Origin of the sequence: Halopelagius longus, from assembly GCF_900100875.1 — an archaeon.
Taxonomy (GTDB): Archaea; Halobacteriota; Halobacteria; order Halobacteriales; family Haloferacaceae; genus Halopelagius; species Halopelagius longus.
The window spans coordinates 243229-266656 of sequence record NZ_FNKQ01000005.1 but is presented as its reverse complement, the minus strand read 5'-3'; the positions used below and the strand labels follow the sequence as shown (position 1 = coordinate 266656).

The window sequence follows — 23428 nt, the reverse complement described above, 5'->3', positions numbered from 1 at the left end:
GCAGGTTCGGTCATGGGATTCATCGACGAGGACTACCTGCTGCAGTCGGACGCGGCGGCGGACCTCTACGACGCCATCGCCGACCTTCCGGTCGTCGACCCGCACAACCACATCGACGTGGCCGAAGTCGTCGAGAACGAACCGTGGACCGACATCTGGGAGGTGGAAGGCGCGACAGACCACTACGTCTGGCAGCTCATGCGGAAGCGAGGCGTCCCCGAGGAGAAGATTACCGGCGACGCCGACAACCGGGAGAAGTGGAACGCCCTCGCGGAAGTCTGCCCCGACTTCGCGGGCAACCCCACCTACGAGTGGATTCACCTCGACTTGAAGCGGCGGTTCGGCGTGGAGAAACCGCTGAACGCGGAGACGGCCGACGAGATATGGGCCGAGACGAAGCGCCAACTCGCCGACCCGCAGAAACGGCCGCAGGAGATTCTCCGCGAGATGAACGTCGAAGCGCTTTGTAGCAGCGACGATCCTACGTCGCGTCTGGAGTACCACGAACGCGCCGAGACGGAAGTCGAGGGCGTCGATATTCGTCCCACGTGGCGTCCGGACCGGGCGCTGAAGGTGGAGAACGCCGAGTGGTCGACGTTCGTATCGGAGCTCGATTCCGTGACCGAGAGCGACGTCGAGGCGTTCGACGGCTTCCTCGACGCACTCGCGGAGACGCACGAGTACTTCGTCGACCGCGGTTGCGTCGCCTGCGACGTCGGAGTCGGGACCGACCCCGTCTCGAAACCGGTGAGTCGCGAACGCGCGGGCGGCGTCTACGAGAAAGCGCGCAGGGGGGACGCCCTCGACGATGCGGAGGTGCGCGACTTCAAAGCGTTCCTCCTCGAGTACGTCGGCGAGTTGAACGCGGAGGCGGGGTGGGTGACGCAACTCCACGTCGGCGCGGTCCGCGACTATCGGGACGCCCTCTACGACGCCGTCGGCCCCAACGCCGGCGGCGACGTCTCGACGCAGGACGTGGACATCGTCGCGGGACTCGACCACTTCCTCGACGCCTTCGACGGCGAGATGGACATCGTCCTCTACACGTTGGACCCGACGCACTACCCGAGTGCGACGGTGGTCGCCCGCGCGTACCCGAACGTGAGCGTCGGACCGGCGTGGTGGTTCAACGACAGTCCGTTCGGACTTGCGAACCAGTTAGAACGCGTCGCCGCCGTCGACCTTCTCGCGAACTACGCCGGCATGGTCAGCGACTCGCGGAAACTCGTCTCCTACGGGTCCCGGTTCGAGATGTTCCGGCGGACGCTCGCCAACGTAGCAGGCGAGATGGTCGAACGCGGGCAGATACCCGCCGACAACGCCCGGCGACTGGTCGAACGCGTCGCTTACGACAGGCCGAAGGAGCTGTACGGTCTCTGAGCCGGGTCGAACGTCCGGTACAATGAAGTGTTTTTCACGGGAGGTGTCGAACGAGCATGTCACAACAGCTCGACGGAGAGACTGCGATAATCACGGGGTCCAGTCAGGGAATCGGTAAAGGAATCGCCGAACGGTTCGCCGCGGAGGGAGCGAACGTCGTCGTCAACTCCCGGTCGCAGGAACGGGCCGACGAGGCGGCCGAAGCGATAGCCGACGACGGCGGCACCGCCGTCGGCGTCGAAGCGGACGTCACGGACGAAGGCGCGATGGAAGCGCTGGTGGAGACCACCGTCGAACGGTTCGGAGGCGTGGACGTGATGGTGAACAACGCCGGCCTCACGATACTCGACGAGGCTCACGAGTTCGACATCGAGGAGTGGCGTAAGGTCGTCGACGTCGACTTGGTCGGCACGTTCATCGGCTGTCAGGCCGCGGGCAGACGGATGATGGAACAGGAGGACGGCGGCGCGATTCTCAATATCTCCTCGCTGATGGGGAGTCGGGGGCTCCAAAAACGGTCGCCGTACTGCGCAGCGAAAGCCGGCGTGAACAACCTCACGCAGACGCTCGCCGTGGAGTGGGCCGAACACGACATCCACGTCAACGCCCTCGCGCCCGGGTTCATCTGGACGGAGATAACCGAACAGACCCAGGGGTCGGCCGGGTACACCGACGACGACATCCGCGACCGGACGCCGATGAACCGGTTCGGTAGCGTCGAGGAGATGGCCGAGTGTGCGCTCTTTCTCGTCGGCCGGAACAACTTCGTCACCGGGGAGGTTCTCCACGCCGACGGCGGATGGCAGGCGTACGGGTGGGGGTCCGGCGACCAGTAGCATCCCTAGTAGGGCACCGTTCGGTTCGACTTCCGGCCGTTCCCGCGTTCTCCCCCGCTCGGACCGACGTTCTCTATCGTAGAACTCTCGTCCGGGCCGCGTCCGGCGGGGGTTACAGTATTAGGGATGTAACGGAAGCCCGAAGATGGGAGAGGGAGCGGATTCCCATTCAGAGATAGAAAACGGATTTTTCGGCGTATGCGTCCGTGTATCGGCGGAATTGGGCCGACTTGCGGATGAGCCACACGCATACGAGGGCCTTCGGACCCGGTCGGCATTCGTCGCCGGTCGTCAGTACGGTACCACCTTCCGAAGCGTCATTGGTGACTGAGAACAGTTATCACGTCCTCTCGATTCCGCTCGTCGGATATATCACCGGGGCGGGCATCCGTCTCCTCAGTCGTGTGGCCAAACTCACCGTCCGGTCGGCGGTTCGACACGGACGTTCGGCGTGCGCGAGCGACCCCGGGATCTTGCATGAACAATCGTTCTAATGTAGAGAACGGAGGGCGCGGCGCGGGCGGTTCGGCGGTGGTAGACGGGCGACGCTGGTCGATGGGGTCGACGCGGAGCGAGTGCCTCTCGACGAAAGTCGCCGGCGGGTTCACCGGCGTCTTCGTCGGTCTCTACGCCACCGGGAACGTGTCGCCCGCCGAGACGCCGGCCCGCTTTCGGCGCTCCCGATGCCGACCGGGCGGGGATGAGATTCGTCACCTCATCGCACGATTCCGATACGCCTTTGTAACTCAGGGACCAGTCGGCCGCTATGGAGCAAGTTGCGAGAGAGCCGAGCGCAGCGTCCGCGAACTCGTCGTCCACGACCGGGAAGCGCCTCGACGCCGACGACGTCACCGTCGCCTACGTCGGCGGCGGAAGTCGCCAGTGGGTTCCGGACCTCGTACAGGACCTCGCTCTCTCGGCGTTCGACGGGACCGTCCGACTGTACGACGTCGATATCGAGAGCGCGGCGCGGAACGCCGAGTTCGGAAACTGGGTGCAGGACCGCGACGCGACGACCGCCGACTGGGAGTACACGGCCACCGACGACCTCGCCGCGGCACTCGACGGGGCGGACGTCGTGTTGCTATCGACCCAGTACAACCCCACCGAGACGTTCGTCCACGACCTCGACATCCCGAAGGAACACGGCATCTACGGCGCGGTCGCAGCGACTATCGGTCCCGGCGGCATCTTCCGCGCGATGCGGACGATACCGCTCTACCGGGAGTTCGCGGCCGCCGTCCGCGAGAACTGCCCCGACGCGTGGGTGTTCAACTTCACCAACCCCGTTCACTTCGTCACGCGAGCGCTGTACGACGAGTTCCCCGACATCAACGCGTTCGGCATGTGTCACGAGGTGCTCCACGGCCGCGACCGCCTCGCGAAACTCGCCACCGAGCATCTCGGGATGGACGCCGATCGAAGCGACGTTTCGGTCAACGTCAAAGGCATCAACCACTTCACGTGGATAGACGAGGCGTACTGCCGAGGCGTGGACCTCTGGCCTCTCATCGACGAGTTGGCGCACGGCGAGGAGGGGAATCGAACGTTCTCCCCCGCAGAGCTCGAAGACGAGAGCCCCTTCACCGACCCGTGGCAGGTCTCGTGGGAACTCTACCGCGAGTTCGACCTCCTCCCGTTCGCGGGCGACCGACACATCGTCGAGTACGCCACGTGGTTCCTGCAAGGCGGCAAGGAGGAACTCAACCGGTGGGGCGTCAAGCGCACCGGGAGCGACTTCCGCGCGAAACACTGGACCCCCTCCGAGTCCGAACAGACTACGGACGTCGAAGCGTGGCTCTCCGGCGAAACGGAGTTCGAACTCGAAGCCTCCGGCGAGGTGCTCCTCGACGTTCTCGAAGCCCTCTCGGGCGGCGGGAAGTTCGTCACGAACGTCAACGTCCCCAACCGCGGGCAGGTCGAGGGCATCGAACGCGGGGCGGTCGTCGAGACCAACGCGCTCGTCGGCGCGAACGAGATTCGACCCCTGTCCGCCGGCGGGTTCCCCCGGCCGGTCCGGTCGTTACTTCGGACGCACGTCGACACGATAGAGACGGTCGTCGAGGCCGCCCGAACCGGTGACCTCGACCACGCGTTCCGCGGGTTCCTGCTCGACCCGCAGGTACGCACCCTCCAGACCGAGGAGGCGCGCGAACTGTTCGCGGAACTCGCCGCCGCCGAGGAGGAGTATCTCGACGACTGGAATCTCGACGAGGCGGAGGTGCTGGCGAAGGCGGACGCGTACTGAGCGCGCCGTCTCGGGCGGATACTCCCCCGGTGTCGTCCGCCTTCCCCACGGTTTCAACAGCCCGCTGACCGCCTCGTCGTCCGTGCCCCCCGAACCTACGAGCGTCGTCGTCACCGGCGCGGTCGGCGTTCCGCGTTGCCAACGTTTATTGCCGGCCGACGACAGGCTCCTGACGAATACCGGTGCGCACTCCGAACCCACTTCACCTCCTTCTCGTCGGTATCGGCGCGGTACTCGGTCGTCTCGGTCTCGTCTCACCAGAACGGGCGCGGCGGACCACGGACCTCGCGTGGCCCCGCATCGTCACCGGCCTCGCCCGCATGTCGGTGGGCGTCGTGGACGTGGCGATGGTCGGCATCGCCGTCGGCCCGACGGCCATCGCCGGGATGGGGTTCGCCGGCCCCTATTGGGGGATGTCGTTCGCCATCGGCAGCGGTATGGCGGCCGGGACCATCGCCCTCGTCTCGCAGCGATACGGCGCGTCGGCCCACGACGAACTCGCGCAGGTCGTCCGGTCGAGCGCATTCCTGGTGACCGCAATCGCCCTGCCGTTCACCGCACTCTTCTGGGCGTTCCCGAACGAACTCCTCTCCGTTCTGAGCGACGACCTCGCGGCCGTCGAGTACGGCGCCGCGTACCTCCGACTCCTCGCTCTCGGCGTCCCCTTCGCCATCCTGAACCAGATCGGAAGTCGGGCGTTCATCGGCGTCGACGACGCGTGGACGCCGATGGTCGTTCGCTCCGGCGGAGCGGTCACGAACATTGCCCTCAACGCGGTCTTCGTCTTCGGACTCGACATGGGCGTCGTCGGCGCCGCAGTCGGCACCGTCGTCGCGAGCGTCCTCGTCACGACGGCGTTCGCCCTCGGCCTCTCCTTCGGCCGATTCCCGGGAGTCGGTAAGTTCCCGGTTCGTGTCGCGCCGTTCGGTCGGTACGTCGACCGGGACATGTTCGGCGATCTGCTCTCCATCGGGATGCCGGTGGTGGGTCGAACGTCCGTGTGGACCGTCGCTCGCTTCCCGATACTCGCCTCCGTGGGTATGCTCGGACCGCACGTCGTCGCCGCCTACGTCATCAGCCGTCGAATCTGGGGACTGATGAACACGCCAGGGTGGGGGTTCGGCCTCGCGGCGAGCAGTCTCGTCGGGCAGTCCCTCGGTGCGAACGACGAGGACGACGCGGAGACGTACGGACGGGAGATAACCTACTTCACCGTGGCGACGTACGTTCTCGCGGCGGTCGTCGTCGCGGCGTTCGCCGAGCCGATAGTGCATCTCTTCGTCGACGACCCGCGTTCGCCCGCGGTCCCCGTGGCGGTCGGGTTCGTCTACGCGGCCTGCGTCGCCGTCGTCCCGCAGGGCGTCACGGCCAGTATCGCAGGTGCGCTCGACGCGACGGGCGACACGAACTGGCCGTTCTACGGCCGTGCAATCGGGATGTTCGGATTCGCAGTCCCCCTCACGTACCTCGGCGCGACGACGTCGTTGGGTCTGTTCGGTCTCTATCTGTCGTTTCTCGGCGAGACGGTTCCGTCCACGCTCATCAACTACTATCGATTCCGCTCCGGGAAGTGGAAGCGTATCAGCCGCGATTACCGGCCGCAGACCGCTGCCGACGACGACTGACCGAACCCCGAGAGCGGGGCCGTCACACCCCGACGTTGCCTTTTTTCGCCTTCCTCGTCGACGGGGCAGTGCTTCTTGGTGTGGGACTCCCTTCGGTGAATTTAAGTACGAAGCGGTTGATTAGGAGAGTGTGTAGTTGTATTTTTGTCTCTATTTGATGTGTGTCATCAAATACAGGTATTATTAGATTACTGTTATTGCTACATAAAATTGCTGGGCGAGGTGGGGGTAGGAAGTTGGGGAGGGTTCACACAGTACGGTGTTCGGAGACGGAGTCGCCGACGAGAGGGCTTCCCGTTCGGAGTAGAGGATCAGATGCAACTCGGCTACGCCCTCGGAGCGGTCCGAAAGCGCTGTTTGGGCGTCGGAGGCCGGTTACCGCGCGGACGGTCGGTCGGCGGTCGGTCACTCCTCGCTTCGGAACTTGCCGACGTTTCGATTGTGGAGTTCGTCCTCCGACTGCCACGTCCGCGGTCTGAGGCCGACGCAGAGGGCGACGAGGTAGAACGCGGCGACGGCGACGGTCACCCAGACGCCCGGGATATCCCCGATTGCGGCGCTTCGGGGCCACGACTGGTTCCGGAAGGCGGTGACGCGGATGACCCACGCGCCGAGGGTGAGCGTCATCAGGGGGAGGTACACCCGTCGGAGTCGGTGCGCCAACGCCTCCTCGACGCTTATCTTGATGGCGGGCGTGCGGTAGTCCTGACTCAGGTGCATGCGCCACTCGGGGTCTTCGAGTCCCTGCGAGGGGTCGAGTCCGTAGGCGAAGACGTTCTTCTGGAGCGTTCGGACGCGCCCGCGCCAGATGTCGTACCCCCGGAAGCGCCGCGCCTCGATGAACAGGAAGACGGTCAACGCCGCCACGCCCAACAGCAGGATGTAGTGCGGGTTGCTCGGACTGGAGAACACCCACGTCAGTATCGCGCTGATGACGACGATGGCCCAGTACGTCGTCTGGTCGAGTCGTTCGCGCCAGAACCGCATCCGGTGAATCTCGCCGCGGTAGAGGTGCGCCGCCGCCGAACTCGGCCCCATGTCGTCGCTCAGCAGTCCTTCGCCGAGTTCGCGGTGGTCCGCGTCGGTCGAATCGACGTCCTTCGCCGAATCGCGCGACATACTGCATCGGCGTACGCGCGGGAGGGAAATGACGTCGGCGGCCGGTCTCTCGCCGACCGTAACACGAGTGGCCGAATCCGCGTCACCGGCCCGTAGACGCTGGTTTCGTCGGGTTGGAGGCAGGACTAGCCGGAAACTGCGACGGGCGAGAGTCCCGCGGAACGGGAGTTCTCCCTCGGTTCGAGAACGTGAACGTTCCCGTTCGTACGATTAGTCGGCCGATCGTAGCCGTCGCCCGTTCGACTGCGCCGGATGCCCGTATCACGCCGCGTCGTAGCCGGCTACAAATATAGATCGGATACGAAGGAGTTTGAGTGTCGGAACGCTCGTTTCTCGTATGAGCTCCGCAGTGAGATCGGTGTGGGTGCGGTATCGGTCGGTACCGCTAATCTACCGTATCACGGTCGCGTTCGTTCTCGGCTCCGCGGCCGGCGTCGCGTTCGGCGAGCGGATGACGGTCGTTCGGCCGCTTGGGGACCTCTTCCTCCGATTGCTCAACATGCTGGTGATACCGATCATCGTCTTCACGTTGCTCACCGGAATCCGCCAACTGTCTCCGGCGCGACTCGGGCGGATCGGAGGCGCGACGGTCGGTCTCTACGCCGTGACGACCACCGTCGCCGGACTCGTCGGACTCGCCGTCGCGAACCTCCTCCAGCCGGGGCGGGGCGTGGAGTTCGGCGGCGGCGAAGCCCAGTCACAGGCGCCGCCGTCGCTCACGGAGGTCGTGTTAGGCATCGTCCCGAGCAATCCGGTGGCGGCCATGGCCGAAGGGAACCTACTCGCGACGGTCTTCTTCGTCATCGTCTTCGGAATCGCACTCACCTACGTGCGCGCTCAGAAGGACGCACTCGCCGAGCGCGTCGATTCGGTGTTCGAGGCGTTCGAGGTCGGCGCGGAGGCGATGTTCGTCGTCGTCCGCGGCGTGCTCGAATACGGCGTGGTCGGCGTGTTCGCGCTCATGGCGGCGGGAATCGGAACGGAGGGTATCGGCGTGTTCTCGTCGCTCGGGGAACTCGTGTTGGCCGTCGCCGTCGCAGTCGTCGTTCACATCACCGTCACGTACCTGCTCGTCCTGGTCGGGTTGGTCGTTGACGCGTCGCCCCTCGCATTTCTCGCGGGGGCGAAAGACGCGATGGTGACGGCCTTCGCCACGCGTTCGTCCAGCGGAACGCTCCCGGTGACGATGACCAACGCCGAGGAGGACCTCCGCATCGAGGAGCGGATCTACTCGTTCGCGCTCCCGGTCGGCGCGACGGCGAACATGGACGGAGCGGCGATTCGACAGGCGATCACCGTCGTCTTCGCCGCGAACGTCGTCGGACAACCGCTGGTACTCTCCGAACAGGCCCTCGTTTTGGCCGTCGCCGTCCTGATAAGCATCGGAACCGCCGGCGTCCCCGGCGCGGGTATCGTCATGCTCACGGTCGTCCTCAATCAGGTCGGCCTTCCGTTGGCCGTCGTCGGGTTCGTCGCCGGCGTCGATCCGATTCTCGGACGCATCGCGACGATGAACAACGTGACCGGCGACTTAGCGGTCGCCACCGTCGTCGGAAAGTGGAACGACGCCATCGACTTCGAGAGCGGCGTCTGGACCTGATCTTCGTTCGCTTTCGGCTGGGACGGTGCCGTGATGGCGGAACGCGTTCGAGTGAACGCCCATCGGAACCGGATACGACTGCGACACCATGCTGGCCTCGTCCTTCAGGGAGCGGAAATCGCCGCCTCCTGGTTCGTCGCCGAGACGGTGAGTCGATTGTCCGTCCGCGGGCGGTCCGAGAGGTTGGGTTCAGTGACTGTATCGGTCACGCAGTCGGTGACGCCGGAGGAAGGGATACCCCTCGTTCAGAGTTAAAACGGCGGACCCTCGCGGATTCGGACGGACGCCCTCGGCGCGGGGGGACCCCTCGTTCAGAGTGTAAAGCGACGGCCGGTAGCGGGGAGTCGGTCCAAACAGTTGTCGGGTCGAGGCGAGAGCATCGAAACGGGACCCCTCTCGGGGGTACACCCACCCCTCGTTCAGACTGTATCGGTCCGACCCCACCCGGCGGTGAGAACCGCGCGAAGGAGGGAGACACTACCACGTTAGCATTTACCACGAACCGGGCGGACACCCCCACCCCTCGTTCAGAGTGAAAACGGTGAGAGGGGGTATCCGACGGTTTCGGAGAGAGTTCGGAGAGGCGAAACGAACCGACGACACCCCGGGATAGTCGTTCCGACAAAGCGGCTAATCCAGATAGCATCCGTTTCTTGGCTTTTCTCCGTCCGCATTATCACTCTGAACGAGGGGTGTCGTCGAGAGAGACCCTAGTCTCTCGTATCGGCGTTTCACTCTGAACGAGGGGTGGGGGAGGGGTGTGGAGAAGAGAAAGGAGAAGAAGAGAGAAAATTACAACTAAACTAGAAAAAACTAGAAAGAAAACTAGAGGAGAGAAGAGAGAGAAAAGGAGAGGGAAGAGCGGAACCGGAACGGGAACGGAAGTTCACTCTGACCGCAGACGGCGTGTTAGATACCATCGTCGTCCGATTCCCTCGTTCGATACGGCTTCTCGAACGGCGCTATCACTCTGAGTGAGGTCCCATAGGTTTATTATTATCTAGTGTGGTTGGTGGTGTATGTCAGACGAGGAGGGAGAGGAGGTGGGGGACCCGTTGTTCGCCGACCAAGACCCCATCTTCGCGAGGAAGGAGCTCCTCCACGTCGGCCACGTCCCCGAAGAGAACCGCATCGTCGGCCGCGACGAGGAGATACAGAGCGTCGCCGACGAGATCGGTGCCATCGTCCGCGGGGACCCGCCGAACAACGTGATGATATACGGGAAGACCGGGACGGGAAAGAGCCTCGTCTCCCGCCACGTCGCCAGTCGCGCGCAGAACGCCGCCGAAGCGAACGGCATCGCCTGCGGCGTCGTCTACGTCGATTGCTCGGAGGCCGACACGGAGACGAGAGCGACCAGACAACTCGCCACGGAACTGAAGCGAGCGACGGAGTACGAACGAGAGATACCGACGCGCGGCGTCGGAACGATGGAGTACTACCGACACGTCTGGCGTATCCTCGACGACCACTACGACGCTCTCGTCGTCATCCTCGACGAGATAGACAAGCTCACCAACTCGAACATCCTGATGCAACTCTCCCGCGCGCGAGAGGCGAACAAGACGGAGAGCTACATCGGCGTCGTCGGCATCAGCAACAAGATACAGTACCGGGAGTCCCTCGACGAGCGAATCGACTCGAGCTTCGGCCACCGAGAGCTGTTCTTCCACCCTTACGATGCCGACCAACTCCGCGAAATCATGCGCAACCGCGAAGACGCCTTCCAACGGGGCGTCCTCGCCAGCGGTACCATCCAACTGTGTGCGGCGCTCGCGGCGAAGAAACACGGCGACGCCCGGAAGGCCATCGACATCCTGAAAGAGGCGGGCGAACTCGCCCGGCGGAACGACGACTCGACGGTCACGAAAGAGCACATCCGGCAGGCCCAAGACATCGCCGAGATAAACCGCGTCGAGGAGCTGACGAGCGGCGGCACCATCCACGCGAAACTCGCGCTGTACGCCCTCTCGAGTCTCGTCATCGTCGGCGACGAGGGGACGTACTCGACGCGGCAGATATACGAGCGCTACGAGCAGATGTGCGACGTCGCCGGCTTCGAACCCGTCACCGAGAACGGCCTGTACAAGCAGTTGAAAGAGCAGGCGTTCCTCGGCGTCATCGAGTCGAACAAGACCGGCGGCGGTCGGTCGCAGGGCAGTTACCTCCTCCACCGACTCGTCACCGACCCCCGCCACATCGTCAAGGCGGTTCGCCGCGACGCCAGCCTCGACGACCTGCCGACCGTCGAGGACCTCGCCTCGATGGAGGGGAACCGCAACGGCTCGCAATCGACGCTCGGAACGAATCGATAGCCGAACGCCGCTTCCGCCATCTTCCGCCGCTCACCCACGTACCCCCTCCTTACCGGACGTTTTCACTCTGAACGAGGGGTGTCACCCCCTCCCCCTTCTTTCGCTCCTCTCGACGCCTCCGACGAGTCCCGTCCGACCCCTCAACGTGTTCCTCCCAACGCCTACGACGGACCCCTCCCGCACCCCCGACAGACTCCTTCCGACACCCCCGACAGACTCCTTCCGACACCCCCGACGGACCCTGTCCGAAACCGCCGAACGGTGAGCGCACCTTTATCTTGTCAGAGTGACATTCTTCGGAGCGAAGTCGCCCTGTGCGACTCGGAGTCCCCACGATGAATCTAGACGAATTCGTCAACTCGCACGCACCGACAGAGACCGGACAGACCTTCGAGTTGGAGAACTCGAAGCTGTTAGACGTCGATTTAGACGGCAGCGTCATGGCGAAGGCCGGGTCGATGGCCGGCTACACCGGCGACATCTCCTTCGAGCGGAAGTCCTCCGGCGGCCTGACGGGGATGCTGAAGAAGAAAGCCACCGGCGAGGGCGCGGTGATGATGCAGGCGACCGGTACGGGTCACCTCTACCTCGCCGACCAGGGGAAGGAGGTCCAGATTCTGGAACTCGACGCCGACGACGAGATAAGCGTCAACGGCAACGACGTGCTCGCCTTCGAGGAGAGCATCGACTGGGACATCAAGATGCTGAGCAGCATCGCCGGCGCCTCCTCCGGCGGACTGTTCAACGTCTTCCTCCGCGGGCCGGGACACGTCGCCATCACCACCCACGGCAAACCGCTGGTCGTCCCGACACCCGTCAGCACCGACCCCAACGCCACCGTAGCGTGGAGTAGCGACGTCTCGCCCTCCTCGAAGCGCGACGTGAGCATCAAGAGCGTCCTCGGTCGGTCCTCCGGCGAGACGTACCAACTCCACTTCGCGGAGGAGGGCGGGTTCGTCGTCATTCAACCGTACGAGGAACGAGGACCGGGGCAGTAATCGCCGAGACGGGCCCGTGAACTCTTTACGGTAGTTAGTACTGCGATTTCTTTATTTAGTATCGACCCCGAAACAATTGCTACGTACAGGCCGAGCACACATCGCTCAGGAAAGTGACATATTTATAAAATTGTAATTAGACCAACCTGTATGGAGCGAAGACGACTCAACACGCTCGTCGGACTGGCATTGGTCGCCCTCGGTCTTCTCCAAGCGGTTTCCTTTGCCATAGCAGATGATTGGATATTCTCATTCGGGGGCGTGCTCTACGCCATCGGTGGGATGTATTATCTCTGGGTCGAGGTTTACTCTACTGCACAGTAGACACATCGACTCGACAGTTCTCAGACGGGGATGAACTCCGGTTCGACGCGTTTCAGTCGCCCGGTGTCGTCGAGGAACGAGTGGAAGTCGTCGTAGAGGTCGGTGCACTCGTGGTCGGCGTCCCGCCCGCGGAAGACGTTCCAGTTCGCGACGACGCTACAGTGTTTCCCCGCCCGCGTCAACGCGACGTTGAGTCGGCGGGGGCCGTCGGGCCGGCGACCCATGAACCCGACGCGGCCCGCCTCGTTACTTCTGACGAGAGAGAGAAACACCGCGTCCCGTTCGCTCCCCTGGAAGGAGTCCACCGTATCGACGGTGATTCGCTCGCCGCCCGAGACGTGTTCGCGTAGCGAATCCCGAATCGCGTCCACCTGCGCGCTGTAGGGCGTGATGACGCCGATATCGGCCGGACCGACGCCGTTCGACTCCTCGGCGACGACTTCGCTCGCGAGGTGTGTTACGAGTCGCGCCTCCGTCTCGTTGACGTAGGAGTTGCCCGCCCGTCGTTCCTCGCCGACGACGTGGAACCCCCGGAGAGCGTCGAGTCCCGCGACGGCGGAGACGTCGCGGCCGTTTCTGAGCGTTCGACCGTAGAACCGGCGGTTCGGGAAGTGGACCACGTCGCGGTGCATCCGGTACTGCGTCCGGAGTTGGACGCCGACGCCCTCGTAGACGCCGCCCTCGGCGTACACGTGCTCGAAGATGGAGAGTCCGCCCGCGGACTCCGGCGGCGACTCCGACGCGCTGTACGGCGGCAGTTGCCTGTGGTCGCCCGCGAGGACCAGGGTCTCCCCCCTCGAGAGCGGAACGCACGCGGAGGTACACGTCGCCTGCGTCGCCTCGTCCATCACCACGAGGTCGAACCGGGGCGGAAGCGCGGCGGCACTCCCGTTGGTGGAGGCGACCACGTCGGCGTCCTCGGGTCGCGTCGTCCCGTAGGCGTCTCGGACGAGTGACCGAGAGGACCGGCGGTAGTTCCGTCTGGCGAGGACGAACTCCTCCGCGCCGTGTTGCGCGTAGGCGTGGAGCGACCGTTCGTCGGCCTCGGATTCGGTCGACGAACCGACGACGAGGTTGTCGACCGCCTGATTCGAGTCCGCACAGACGAGGACGGACCGGCCGCTCTGGGCCGCCCGACGGACGATTTCGACGAGCGTTCGCGTCTTGCCCGTCCCCGGCGGGCCGTGGATACAGCAGACGTCGTCCGCGAGAAGCGCGTGTTCGACGGCTTCCTGCTGTTCTTGGTTGAGTTCGACGTCGTGGGTGGAACTGGTCGCCGCGCGGTCGCTTCCGAAGGTGAGTCTGCGGCGACCGGTGAGGGCGTCCGCGAGCGACGACCGGGACTCGACGTCGTCTATGGCCTCTCGTTCCCGGTCGAACGGGACGGGGTTCAACAGGAGAACCGCGCCGTACCCGTGGCGCTTCGGCGCGAGAAACGACCCCACGGAGGCGCGGTCCTCGACGGACTCCCACGCTACCGACAGGCGGAGGCGCCGGCCGCGAATCTCCGCCACCGTCGCGCGGAGGGGAAACGAGCCCGGGGCAGTCTCTGCGTTCGGCGGGTGGAGGAGCACCTCGTTGCCCTCGTAGACGCCGAAGGTGTCGCGAATCGACCACTCGCCCTCGGGGATGCAGTCGCCCGCGACGGCGAACTCGTACTCCCCGTCGGGGTTCGTCCCCGTGCGCTTCAGCGTCGGAATCCCGTCCCCGCCGGAGTCGCACCACTCCGTCGGCGTCGCGTCGCGGGCGCGTCGCTCGCGTTCCTCGCGCGCCCGTTCGCGTTCCGCGGCGACGTGGCTCCGCAGGTCGCCGAAGAACCGGTCTCCGTCCACCGTCCGCGACGGTTCGACCGGGCTCTGGATGGGCGAGTCGTAGTAGGCGGGGCGTTCCTCGGGCACGAAGTCCGAGTGCCAGAACCGAATCTGCGCGCAGAGCGACGACTCCTCGAACGCCTCCCGGGAGATGCGCTTGCGGCTATCGGCGTCGGCGTCGTAGTAGACGAACATACCCTCGTCGGTCAACCCCTCCGAGTAGACGACGTACTCGCCCGTCAGGGCGGCCGAATCGGGTTCGTGAAGCGGGATACGCGTCCACTCGTCGCGGTCCGGGTGCGCCAGTTCCGCGTGCGCGGCGGCGAACTCCGTGACCGTCGTCGTGGGAACGTCGAAGGCGGCGTCGGACGACCCGACGTCGCCCCGCGCGGCGAGTGACGCAGAATCGGCGTCGAACGCGGCCACCGCCTTCTCGAACAGGAGGGACATTCAGCGAATCTGTCACCCTATCCGTACAAAAACGTTCCGCGGCGTGTAATCGTGCTGACCGGTGACGGGCGGTTCACGGACCGCTTCGAGCCTCTCGGTCGCGCTCTATCCCTATTGGTCCTCCGTGTTTATTACCGGCCGGAGTGAGGAGCGCGGTCAGTCGATCTCGGGAACTTGCGCCTCTCGACTCGGCGTCCTTCCCTCCACCGTCGGCCACCCGTCGCTCCAGTCGATGCGGTCCAGCATGAGGACGCGCCGCGGCGTCTCCGCTACGTACCCCTCTCCCTCTTCGTAGGCGTGGTAGAGCATCCAGTCGTCGCCGGCATCGTCGGTGACGACGGCGTTGTGGCCGGGGCCGACGAAGCCGTTCCCGCCTTCGACGACGACGGGACCCTTCGCCTCGCGGAGGTCGTTCCCCTCTGCGTCCACGTAGGCTCCGAGCAACGAGTCCGACCGGCCGACTCGGACGCGGTAGGTGCTCGACGTTCCTTCACAGCAGGTCCCCGTGGACACGAACAGGTAGTACCGGCCGTCGCGTTCGACGACGTAGGCCGCTTCGTAGTGGTCACCGGCGACGTGCGTCTTCTCGCCCGCCGTCTCGACCCCGTCCGAACGCAACCGTATCGCGTAGATTCCCCGGCGACTCCCCCAGAAGAGGTAGGGCGTACCGTCTCGGAGGAAGACCATCGGGTCGATGGAGTTCTCCACGCCGATTTCGTCGCCGCGGAAGAGTTTCCCCCGGTCGGTGAACGGTCCGGCGGGGTCGTCGCTCGTCGCGACGCCGATGCCGGGGTTCTCGTCGCCCCAATCGGCGTACGAGTAGTAGAGGTAGTACCGGCCGTTCATCCGCACCGCGTCCGGCGCCCACAGGTACGCGCCGTCCCGCCAGTCGGGTTTCTCCTCGAAGGCCTCTCCGACGCGCGTCCAGTTCACCAGATCCGTCGACTCGACTATCGGGACGCGTCGAAATCGCTCGCCGTCTTCCTCGGTCCCGTAGGCGTAGAACGTGCCGTCCGCGGCGCGCACCGCCGACGGGTCCGGGAACACCCGCCCGAACACCGGATTCCGATACGTCTCGGCCGACTCCCCGCCGAATCCGTCCGCGGGCGACCCGACGCACCCGGAGAGTCCCGCGACTCCGACGCTCCCCGCGAGGAACCTCCGCCGTCGCATACCGCCGCTACGGTCCCCGCGGTGAAAACGCTCGCCCCGCCGTCTCCGACCGGGGCGGAGAACGGACCGTACCCGACGACTCGTTTCGGACGGACGGACCGTCCCGTCGGCGGCGAAAGAGCCGAAGTGTCCGCGTCGCGAATCGGCAATCCATGTCGCGGACAACCAACGGCCTCGTCCTCCGCCGAGTACTCGCGTTTCTCGCGGACGCCGTCGTCCTCCTCGGCGCTTTCTTCGCCGTCACGGGACGCTTCGTTCGCTCTCGGGGGCGGCGACTCGCGGCGACGGCGACGCTCTCCGCCGTCGTCGGCTTTCCGTACCACGTCGTCCTCGAAGGCGCGTTCGGACGCACCGTCGGCAAGCGCGCGTTCGGCATCGCCGTCGTCTCGGCGGACGGCGGGGACTGCACGTACGCCGCGGCGACGATTCGGACGCTGTTTCGGTTCGTCGATTGGCTCCCCGCGGGCTATCTCCTCGCGTTCGTCGCGATGGCGCTGACGGACGGCCGTCGGCGACTCGGAGACGTCGCCGCCGGAACTCTCGTCGTCCGCGACGAGGAGGCGGTGTGACGAGAAAGCGGAGATGTGAGTCCCGGCGGATACATTGACAATCTGTCGTCTCGTCGTGTCGGTATGATTCCGATAGCGTTCGGGTGGGAGCACGTCCTGTTCGCCAACTGGCGCGTGGATGCGGACGTCATCGACGCGCACATCCCCGACGCCCTCGCGGTGCAGGAGTGCGACGGGTCCGGGTGGCTCTCCATCGTCCCCTTCCGAAACGTCGACGTTCGCCCGCGGGGACTCCCGGCGTCGCTGGGCATCCCGGTGCCGGAGTTGAACCTCCGGACGTACGTCACCTGCAACGGCGAGCAGGGGGTCTACTTCTTCAACCTCGACGCGAGCAGTCTCCTCGCCACCGTCGGCGCGCGCCTGACGCACCACCTGCCGTACTACTACTCCCGCATCCGGATGGAGGGCGAAGACGGCCGCGTCAGGTTCGATAACCGGCGGCTCCACCCCGGCGACCGACCCGTAACGTTCTCCGCCACCTACGGACCGACGGGCGACCCCTTCGAGGCCGAACCGGGGTCGCTGACCGAGTTCCTGACGGAGCGACGACGCCTGTACACGCAGGACACGAGCGGGCGGATTAGGTACACGGACATCTCCCACGAACGATGGCCGCTCTACGACGCGGAGTGGACCGTCGAGGCGAACACGCTGTTCGAGGCGAACGCGTTCGACCACCCGGAGGGCGACCCGATACTCTACTACAGTCCGCGGACCGACGTCGTCACGACGCGGAGCAAGCGGTGGCGTTCCTGACGCCCGGCGACGCGACGGCGCGATATCGAGACTCACACTCTCACTGCATCTGATCTTACTCCTACTCGCGGGATTCCGTTACAACGAGACGGAGTGACTCGCTCGATCAGTAGCGTGTTCGGGCCTAACGCCGAAGAATCCTTACTGCTGGTGTCTGTTTAATTGGTATGGGGAAGTGGCTTCGGCTATACACTAAGATACACACCTATCACTATGCAGTTATTGGAATCGCTGGCATCGTCGCAACAGTCATCTTCGCCAGTTCGGGAGAACACTACATTTCCGTCGGTCCACTACAGTTGGACGTATTCTACATCTCTATCGTTTCGTTCGGACTGCTACTTCTCCTATCAGCCACCGATGAGTATGACCCGAAAGACTACGGGCTTACCTCGTCGGAATCTGAAAAGTAGAATTCCTTCACTGAACGCCGGAATTGCCTTCTTGACTGCCGTGCTACAGTAGATCACTTCCGGACGGCGAGAAAGAAGAAAAAACCGCGGCGGAGCGGACTCGCCCGTCAGTTACCGACGTTCGTCGCGCGTTCGACGACGTCTGCGCCGTACATCTCCTCTAACTCCTCGTGTTGGTCCGGCCGGTGCTCGTAGACGTCTTGGAACAGGGTTATCGGCGTCTGGGCGGCCTGATAGGTGGCTTCGTCCCACATCCGGTCTTTGCTGATGTCGATTTCGACGCCGTCGATGGCGAGCGTCGTCGCCTGCGTCATGGCGATCGCGCCCTTCCCGGCTTCCTTGGCCGCCTCGAACTCCTCCATGGAGTCGACGATGTCGTCCATGCTCGGGACGTAGGCGGTCATGTCCAGCAACTCCTCGCGCAGTTCGTCCTCGTCGAGTTGCTGTTCGTCGCCGCCGACGCGCAGGACGTACTCGCCGTCGCCGGTCTCTTCGAGGCTCACTTCGTTCCCCTCGTACCGTTGGCGTCCGTCCTCGGATTCGAGTTCTATCTCGCGGTCCCCGACCTCTAAGAGCCAACTGCCGGTCTTCGGCGGCAGGGGCGCTTTGTTCGCCTCGACGACCTGCCCGGGCGTTAGCGACCAGATGCCGGTCATCCCCTTCGCCCGGTTTTCGGTCATCCGCTCTCGGTACCCCTCGACGTCGCGGATGTCGTCGTACGGGCCGTCCACGGCGATGAGTCCGGCGGCGCTGGCACCGCGGGAGGTGTTGTGTCGCAGTTCGGGCCACGGCGGCAGTTCGCCCGTGGGCGTCATCGCGCGCATGTCCTTCGTGTAGTCCACCTCGCCGTCGACGAGGAGAAAGAGGCGTTCGAGGTTGTTGGAGGGTTTCCCCATCTCCTCGCGGAGGTCCGCCATGGCGAGTTCGGCCTCGCCGCTCTCGACGATGACCGACATGGAGAGGCTCCCCTCTTCGAGTCCGTGCTCGTTTTCGATGATGGTGAAGAACTCGTCGGCCTTCTTCCAGTCGTCTATGTCGCCGACTTCGGGGATGACGAACCCGTCGATGTAGTCGACCGCGCCGTTTTCGGGGTCGGCTATCTCCAGCATCTGCTTGAACCCTTGATACCGGGTGGTGGGACGCTCCCGGTGCCAGACGACGCGGGGGTGAATCTCGCCCGGGAAGTCCGATCCGTGTTCGGAGACGACCTCGACGATGTTCTCGACGCCCTCGTCGCGCATGGACGGCGCAGTCGCGTCCTCGTTGTCCGGAACCCACACGTCCGGCGCCTGCATCCCGCGGAGTTGGGCTGCGCTCTTGACCATCTTCGCGGAGTCGTCCTCTCCTTCGACCGCCGTGGGTGATGTAAAGAACGTTCGAACGAATTCGCGTTCGTAGTGTCGTTTGACGCTCATATCGGGCGTATTCGAAACGTTCTCGAATGATAATAAACATTCGCCATAGTCCCGAATACTGCCCGCAAAATCGCCGAACGGCGAGGCGACCGACGGTAGATTGCGGTCGCTCGACCCCCTATCTACGGAGGAATTACTCTTGACGCCCTCTCGATAGACTCCGTTCGTCCTCTCAGTAGTATTACTGGGCAGTGTTACTGATCAGTATTATTGGTCAGTATTATTGTCTGCCGAACACGCCTCCTCGGGCGGCGAACTCGCTCGGCTACGTCCGATCTCAGTTACTGCCCTACCGACGGACGAGCGTCGGAAACGCGGCTCAGTCGGCGCGAACGTCGGATTTAGCCCATCGCAGGGAGGGGTTCGTACTCCGGTCCGACGGCGACGGTCAACTCTCGCGGGCGAACCGAGAGGTTCAGGCGGCGGTGTGCGCTTATCTCGCCGTCGAGACTGAACTCGACGCTCTCGCCCTGCTGGTGGGTGATTTCGAGTCGCTCGGCGGTGAGTTGCGTCACGTGCTCCGTCTCCCGGCCGAACAACCGTTGGGCCGCCGCCTCCGTGAGCATCTCCGGCGTCGGCATCTCCTCGACGATGGTCACGTCGAAGAGGCCGTCCTCGACGTTCGCTTGGCCGCCGCGGGGGAAGTGTCGCGCGTTCCCGACGAGGAGACAGAGCGCGTCGCCCTCCCACGTCTTCGGGTCCATCTCCGGCCCCGTTTCGATGTCGATTGCGACGTGAAGCGGGTCGAACGTCGCCGCCTGTTGAATGCCGGTGATGACGTACGCGAGGGTGCCGACGCGTTCCTTCAACTCCGGACTGGTCTCGGAACTCGTCTTCGAGGTGAGGCCGGCGATGCAGGAGTTGACGAACGGTTCGCCGTCGGCAACGCCCAAGTCGATGCGCCGTCGTTCGCCGGTTTCGAGGACCTCGAAGGCGTGTTCGACGCTCCGCACGCCGATGTTCCCCGCGAAGTTGTTCCCCGTCCCGCCGGGGACGACGCCGAACGTGACCTCGTCTAGCGCGTCCGCCCGGTCGAGTCCGCGGACGACTTCGTGTACCGTGCCGTCGCCGCCGCACGCGGCGACTCGCGAGACGCCTTCCTCCGCGGCTTCCTCCGCGAGGGCCATCGCGTCACCCGCCTCTTCCGTCTCTCTGACGGCGTATCCGCGCTCCGCCGCGAGCGAACGGACCTCCTCTCCGTGGTCGCCGGTTCCGCTCACCGGGTTGAGTACGATGCACCATCCCTCGTCTTCGTTCGGTGCGGTCTCCGACTTCGAACTACCGAGAGTCGTATGATTGTCTGTCATCGCCTTGGAAAACGTCGCTTGTCGGCGTTCTGCGCCGGTCGCGGTTCTCGCACGCGTTCCGTCGTGCGGCGTCTGTTCCGGGTCATCGATTTCGCGGCCGTCGGCCTCTCGGGAGGCCGACAGATACCGAATATCGAGTGTACGCGCCGACGTCGCAAATACATTCGGGCGATTCGCACGTTTCCTCACGAGAGGAGGTGCGTCCGCCTCGGACGCTGGCGGAAGGGGTTCAGTGTACTCGCCCTCGCCTTACTCACTCCGTGTCCGAGTTCGGTTGCTCGCCGCCTCGATACGAGTCTCCGTTTCCGACCTCTCTACTCGAACCGGGACCTCTATCCCTCGACGGACTGCACCGTGTCGCCGACGCGAACCGTCGCCCCGCGGTAGTCCTCGGGTACGTCCGTAATTATCATCAGCGTGTAGAAGTGGTCGAACGCCGCCTCGTCGGCCCACTCGGGGAACGTCTCCCGCCGCCGTTCGACGAACCGTTCGCGGAACTCCGGCGTCCGGTCGCCGGTGTCGGGGTCCCGTTGCGGGACGACGCACCGACCGCAGGGCGTGACGCCGTCGAATCGAACGTCGCCGGCGACGAACGACGGCGCGTCGGGACCGACGAACCGGTCCTCCCAGAACGCCGGCACGCCGCTCACTTCGACGTTCGCCCGGAGTCGCCGCCGCATCCCCTCGACCGTCGTCCCGTCGAACCACGACGCGACTTCCCGCAGGGTCGCCGTGCTGATGACCGACGGGCCCATCCCGCGGCGGTCTACGAACCCCAAACTCCGGTCTCGCTTCAGCGTCAGGTCCTCCCCGAAGAACTCGCCGAACCACTCGGACGCTCGCTCCCGCCCGCTCTCGGCGTCGAGGTCGAACTCGTCTTCTTCCCCGTCTGCGGTCCGCACCGTCAGCGCTCCCGTCTCCGTATCGAACGTCGTATCCACGTCGTGGACGCGTTCCGTCCGCTTCCCGTTCATCACGTCGCCGTCGGCATCGAATAGTGCAAATTCGCGGTCGCGTTCGAGCGTTCCGCCCTCCAACACCTCCGCGGCGTCGAGGCGGCGTCCGTCGAGTCCCTTCACCGGATACACAGAGATTCGCTCGATTTCTCCCATCGTCACGGTCCTCTCACGCGAGCTAGATAGACCTTCGTCCGAATAACTTCGTCAGATTCGCCGCCGGCGTCGACGTCGTTCCGCGCGCGGACGAACTCCGCTCGCTCTTCGAACGAACCCACCTGGTCCTCTATAATATTGCTACAAATTCGGATTTCTATCTGGTCCGGCGATACACGCCACTCGATTCTCACCGTCCGACTCGCAAACCGAGAAACGAATATATACGGGCTCAAACTCGGCATATGACGGGATAGCGGATCGAAGTTTGGTTGACGCCGTGGTGATAGGGCTTTCCATAAATCCAACTACCGAACTCCGGATAAACGCGTTATTCCCCGCTGTATGGGAGAAATTCGCAGTTCTCAGTGATAGCCGCCTCTCTCGAACCCTACGGTCGTGGACTCCATTAATAATGTATATAACACACAAGACAAAGCCTCAATGTAACTCGCCCAGAACGGCCGGGCGACAGCCACCAGTCAGAAGATACGCCGGCCCGACGACGTTATTCTTCGTCGAACTTCGTGACGCTGTGCACGTGCTCGATGTCGGCTTACGCCTCGTCGAACAGCGCGAATCAGAGATTCGCTGGCTCGACGACGTTATTCTTCGTCGAACTTCGTGACGCTGTGCGTCACGTGCTCGACTTCGGCTTACGCCTCGTCGAACAGCGTCTCTCCTGCGACCATGTGCTCTTCCACCGTGTCCATGTCGAGCGTCAGGCCGAGGCCCGGTTTTTCGGGAATCTCGACGTAGCCGTCCTCGATGACCGTCTCTTCGACCAAATCGCTCCACCAGTCCAGTTCGTAGGAGTGGTACTCGACGGCCAACGAGTTCGGAATGGCCGTGCCGACGTGCGCGGAGGCCATCGTGGCGATAGGCGAGGAGACGTTGTGCATCGCGACCGGGATGTAGTACTGGTTCGCAACGTCCGCAATCTTCCGCGTCTCGCGCATGCCGCCGACTTTCGGCAGGTCCGGCGCGATGATGTCGACCGCTTGGTTCTCGATGAGGCGGCGTTCCTCGGTGACGCGGTAGCGGTTCTCGCCCACCGTAATCGGCGTCGTCGTGGACTTGGTGACCTCTTCCTGCACTTCGAGGTTCTCCGGCGGGACGGGGTCTTCTAGCCACCAGACGTCGTAGTCTTCGATGGCGGCCGCGAGGCGTTGCGCGGAGTTGGCGGAGAACGTCCAGTGGCAGTCGAAGGCGACGTCCGCGCGGTCTTTCACGCGTTCGGTGACCTTCTCGACGATTTCGGCCTTGTGGCGAACCTCGCCGGGGCGGAGGTGGCGGTTCGCGCGGTCCTTCTCGAAGCCCGAGGGCACGTCTAGGTCGAATTTTAGGGCGTCGTAGCCGAGTTCTTCGACGACTCGTTCCGCCTCGTCGGCGCAGGCTTCGGGGTCGGCTTCTTGTTCGGTGTGACAGTCGCAGTAGACGCGGACCTTGTCGCGGTACTTCCCGCCGAGCAGTTGGTAGGCGGGAACGTCGAGAATCTTGCCCGCGAGGTCGTGTAAGGCGATTTCGATGCCGGAGATGGCGGTGACGGTGACGCCCTCGACGGAACCTTCGCCGGACATCTTCTGGACCAAGTGTTCGAACAGTCGGTCGATGTCCAAGGGATTCTCGCCGACGACGAACGGCTTCATCCGTTCGATGAGTTCGGGGACACCCGCGCCCCAGTAGGCCTCGCCCGTCCCAACGAAACCGGCGTCCGTGTACACTCGGACGAGCGTCCACGGGAAGTTCCCGTCTATCATCGTCGTCTGCACGTCGGTAATCTCGACGTCGCGGCCGCCACCCCGTTCCGCGGTGACGCCCATCGTCTCGGCGGATAGCTCTCGCATCGTGTACTCCGCGTTCGGGTCGTGTAGCTCCGAGTAATCTACCGGCATGCACGTAGTTGGCGCGCAGAGCGTAGTAAAATCTTCCATCCGGCGAGGCACCGTCGCTCGCGCGTCGACCGTCGAACTTCGA

Annotated in this window: 17 protein-coding genes and 1 pseudogene; 11 read left to right on the top strand and 7 right to left on the bottom strand. The window is 64.4% G+C overall.

What is annotated here, in order from left to right; translation table 11 throughout:
- The first annotated feature begins 12 nt into the window (after positions 1 to 12).
- The 5 genes and pseudogenes from uxaC (at position 13) to BLS11_RS17500 (ending at position 6089) form a co-directional block, all read left to right on the top strand.
- On the top strand, positions 13 to 1380 hold the full coding sequence (gene uxaC / locus BLS11_RS17515) for a glucuronate isomerase (RefSeq protein ID WP_092539090.1): 1368 nt from the start codon (positions 13 to 15) through the stop codon (positions 1378 to 1380).
- Positions 1381 to 1436: 56 nt separating this feature from the next.
- A complete protein-coding gene (locus tag BLS11_RS17510; protein ID WP_092539089.1) occupies positions 1437 to 2216 on the top strand; it encodes an SDR family NAD(P)-dependent oxidoreductase in 780 nt (259 codons plus the stop codon).
- 477 nt (positions 2217 to 2693) lie between these two features.
- A pseudogene (locus BLS11_RS20040) lies at positions 2694 to 2879 on the top strand (beta-xylosidase family glycoside hydrolase); the annotation flags it as partial.
- Between the two features lie 103 nt (positions 2880 to 2982).
- Positions 2983 to 4464, top strand: a complete 1482-nt coding sequence (locus BLS11_RS17505) for a family 4 glycosyl hydrolase (RefSeq protein WP_092539088.1) — start codon at positions 2983 to 2985, stop codon at positions 4462 to 4464.
- Positions 4465 to 4640: 176 nt separating this feature from the next.
- On the top strand, positions 4641 to 6089 hold the full coding sequence (locus BLS11_RS17500) for an MATE family efflux transporter (protein WP_092539087.1): 1449 nt from the start codon (positions 4641 to 4643) through the stop codon (positions 6087 to 6089).
- Positions 6090 to 6494: 405 nt separating this feature from the next.
- Here BLS11_RS17500 and BLS11_RS17495 read toward each other — a convergent pair whose 3' ends face one another.
- Positions 6495 to 7208: a DUF2270 domain-containing protein gene (locus tag BLS11_RS17495; RefSeq protein ID WP_092539086.1), complete on the bottom strand. Its 714-nt coding sequence runs from the start codon at positions 7206 to 7208 to the stop codon at positions 6495 to 6497.
- Between the two features lie 337 nt (positions 7209 to 7545).
- Between BLS11_RS17495 and BLS11_RS17490 the strand changes: the two genes are divergently transcribed.
- The 4 genes from BLS11_RS17490 to BLS11_RS19555 all read left to right on the top strand — a co-directional run bounded on the left by BLS11_RS17490 (position 7546) and on the right by BLS11_RS19555 (position 12445).
- On the top strand, positions 7546 to 8808 hold the full coding sequence (locus BLS11_RS17490) for a dicarboxylate/amino acid:cation symporter (RefSeq protein ID WP_092539085.1): 1263 nt from the start codon (positions 7546 to 7548) through the stop codon (positions 8806 to 8808).
- Positions 8809 to 9827: 1019 nt separating this feature from the next.
- A complete protein-coding gene (locus BLS11_RS17485) occupies positions 9828 to 11123 on the top strand; it encodes a Cdc6/Cdc18 family protein (RefSeq protein ID WP_092539084.1) in 1296 nt (431 codons plus the stop codon).
- 335 nt (positions 11124 to 11458) lie between these two features.
- Positions 11459 to 12121: an AIM24 family protein gene (locus BLS11_RS17480; protein WP_092539113.1), complete on the top strand. Its 663-nt coding sequence runs from the start codon at positions 11459 to 11461 to the stop codon at positions 12119 to 12121.
- Positions 12122 to 12271: 150 nt separating this feature from the next.
- The gene (locus BLS11_RS19555) at positions 12272 to 12445 is read left to right on the top strand and encodes a hypothetical protein (RefSeq protein WP_175454493.1); all 174 of its coding nucleotides are present in this window, start codon (positions 12272 to 12274) and stop codon (positions 12443 to 12445) included.
- A 20-nt stretch (positions 12446 to 12465) separates the two neighbouring features.
- On the opposite strand, the gene BLS11_RS17475 is transcribed toward BLS11_RS19555, so the two are convergent.
- Together BLS11_RS17475 and BLS11_RS17470 are read right to left on the bottom strand one after the other, a co-directional pair.
- Positions 12466 to 14706, bottom strand: coding sequence for an AAA domain-containing protein (locus tag BLS11_RS17475; RefSeq protein ID WP_092539083.1), 2241 nt, complete (start codon positions 14704 to 14706; stop codon positions 12466 to 12468).
- A 156-nt stretch (positions 14707 to 14862) separates the two neighbouring features.
- Positions 14863 to 15879 carry a family 43 glycosylhydrolase gene (locus BLS11_RS17470; RefSeq protein WP_092539082.1) on the bottom strand — a complete coding sequence of 339 codons (1017 nt, stop codon included), beginning with the start codon at positions 15877 to 15879 and terminating at the stop codon, positions 14863 to 14865.
- Between the two features lie 152 nt (positions 15880 to 16031).
- Here BLS11_RS17470 and BLS11_RS17465 point away from each other — a divergent pair, with 152 nt between their 5' ends.
- Positions 16032 to 16448, top strand: a complete 417-nt coding sequence (locus BLS11_RS17465; protein WP_092539081.1) for an RDD family protein — start codon at positions 16032 to 16034, stop codon at positions 16446 to 16448.
- Positions 16449 to 16511: 63 nt separating this feature from the next.
- Entirely contained in the window at positions 16512 to 17204 is a 693-nt protein-coding gene (locus tag BLS11_RS17460) for a YqjF family protein (protein ID WP_092539080.1), read from the top strand.
- Positions 17205 to 17724: 520 nt separating this feature from the next.
- Here the strand turns inward: BLS11_RS17460 and aceB are convergent.
- From aceB to BLS11_RS17435, 4 genes are all read right to left on the bottom strand, one after another.
- Positions 17725 to 19032 (bottom strand): malate synthase AceB, encoded by a 1308-nt coding sequence (aceB, locus tag BLS11_RS17450; protein ID WP_092539078.1) that lies wholly within the window; start codon positions 19030 to 19032, stop codon positions 17725 to 17727.
- A gap of 341 nt (positions 19033 to 19373) precedes the next feature.
- Positions 19374 to 20339, bottom strand: coding sequence for a diacylglycerol/lipid kinase family protein (locus BLS11_RS17445; protein ID WP_092539077.1), 966 nt, complete (start codon positions 20337 to 20339; stop codon positions 19374 to 19376).
- 332 nt (positions 20340 to 20671) lie between these two features.
- Entirely contained in the window at positions 20672 to 21451 is a 780-nt protein-coding gene (locus BLS11_RS17440) for an MOSC domain-containing protein (RefSeq protein WP_092539076.1), read from the bottom strand.
- 656 nt (positions 21452 to 22107) lie between these two features.
- The gene (locus BLS11_RS17435; RefSeq protein ID WP_092539075.1) at positions 22108 to 23346 is read right to left on the bottom strand and encodes a mandelate racemase/muconate lactonizing enzyme family protein; all 1239 of its coding nucleotides are present in this window, start codon (positions 23344 to 23346) and stop codon (positions 22108 to 22110) included.
- Positions 23347 to 23428 lie beyond the last annotated feature (82 nt).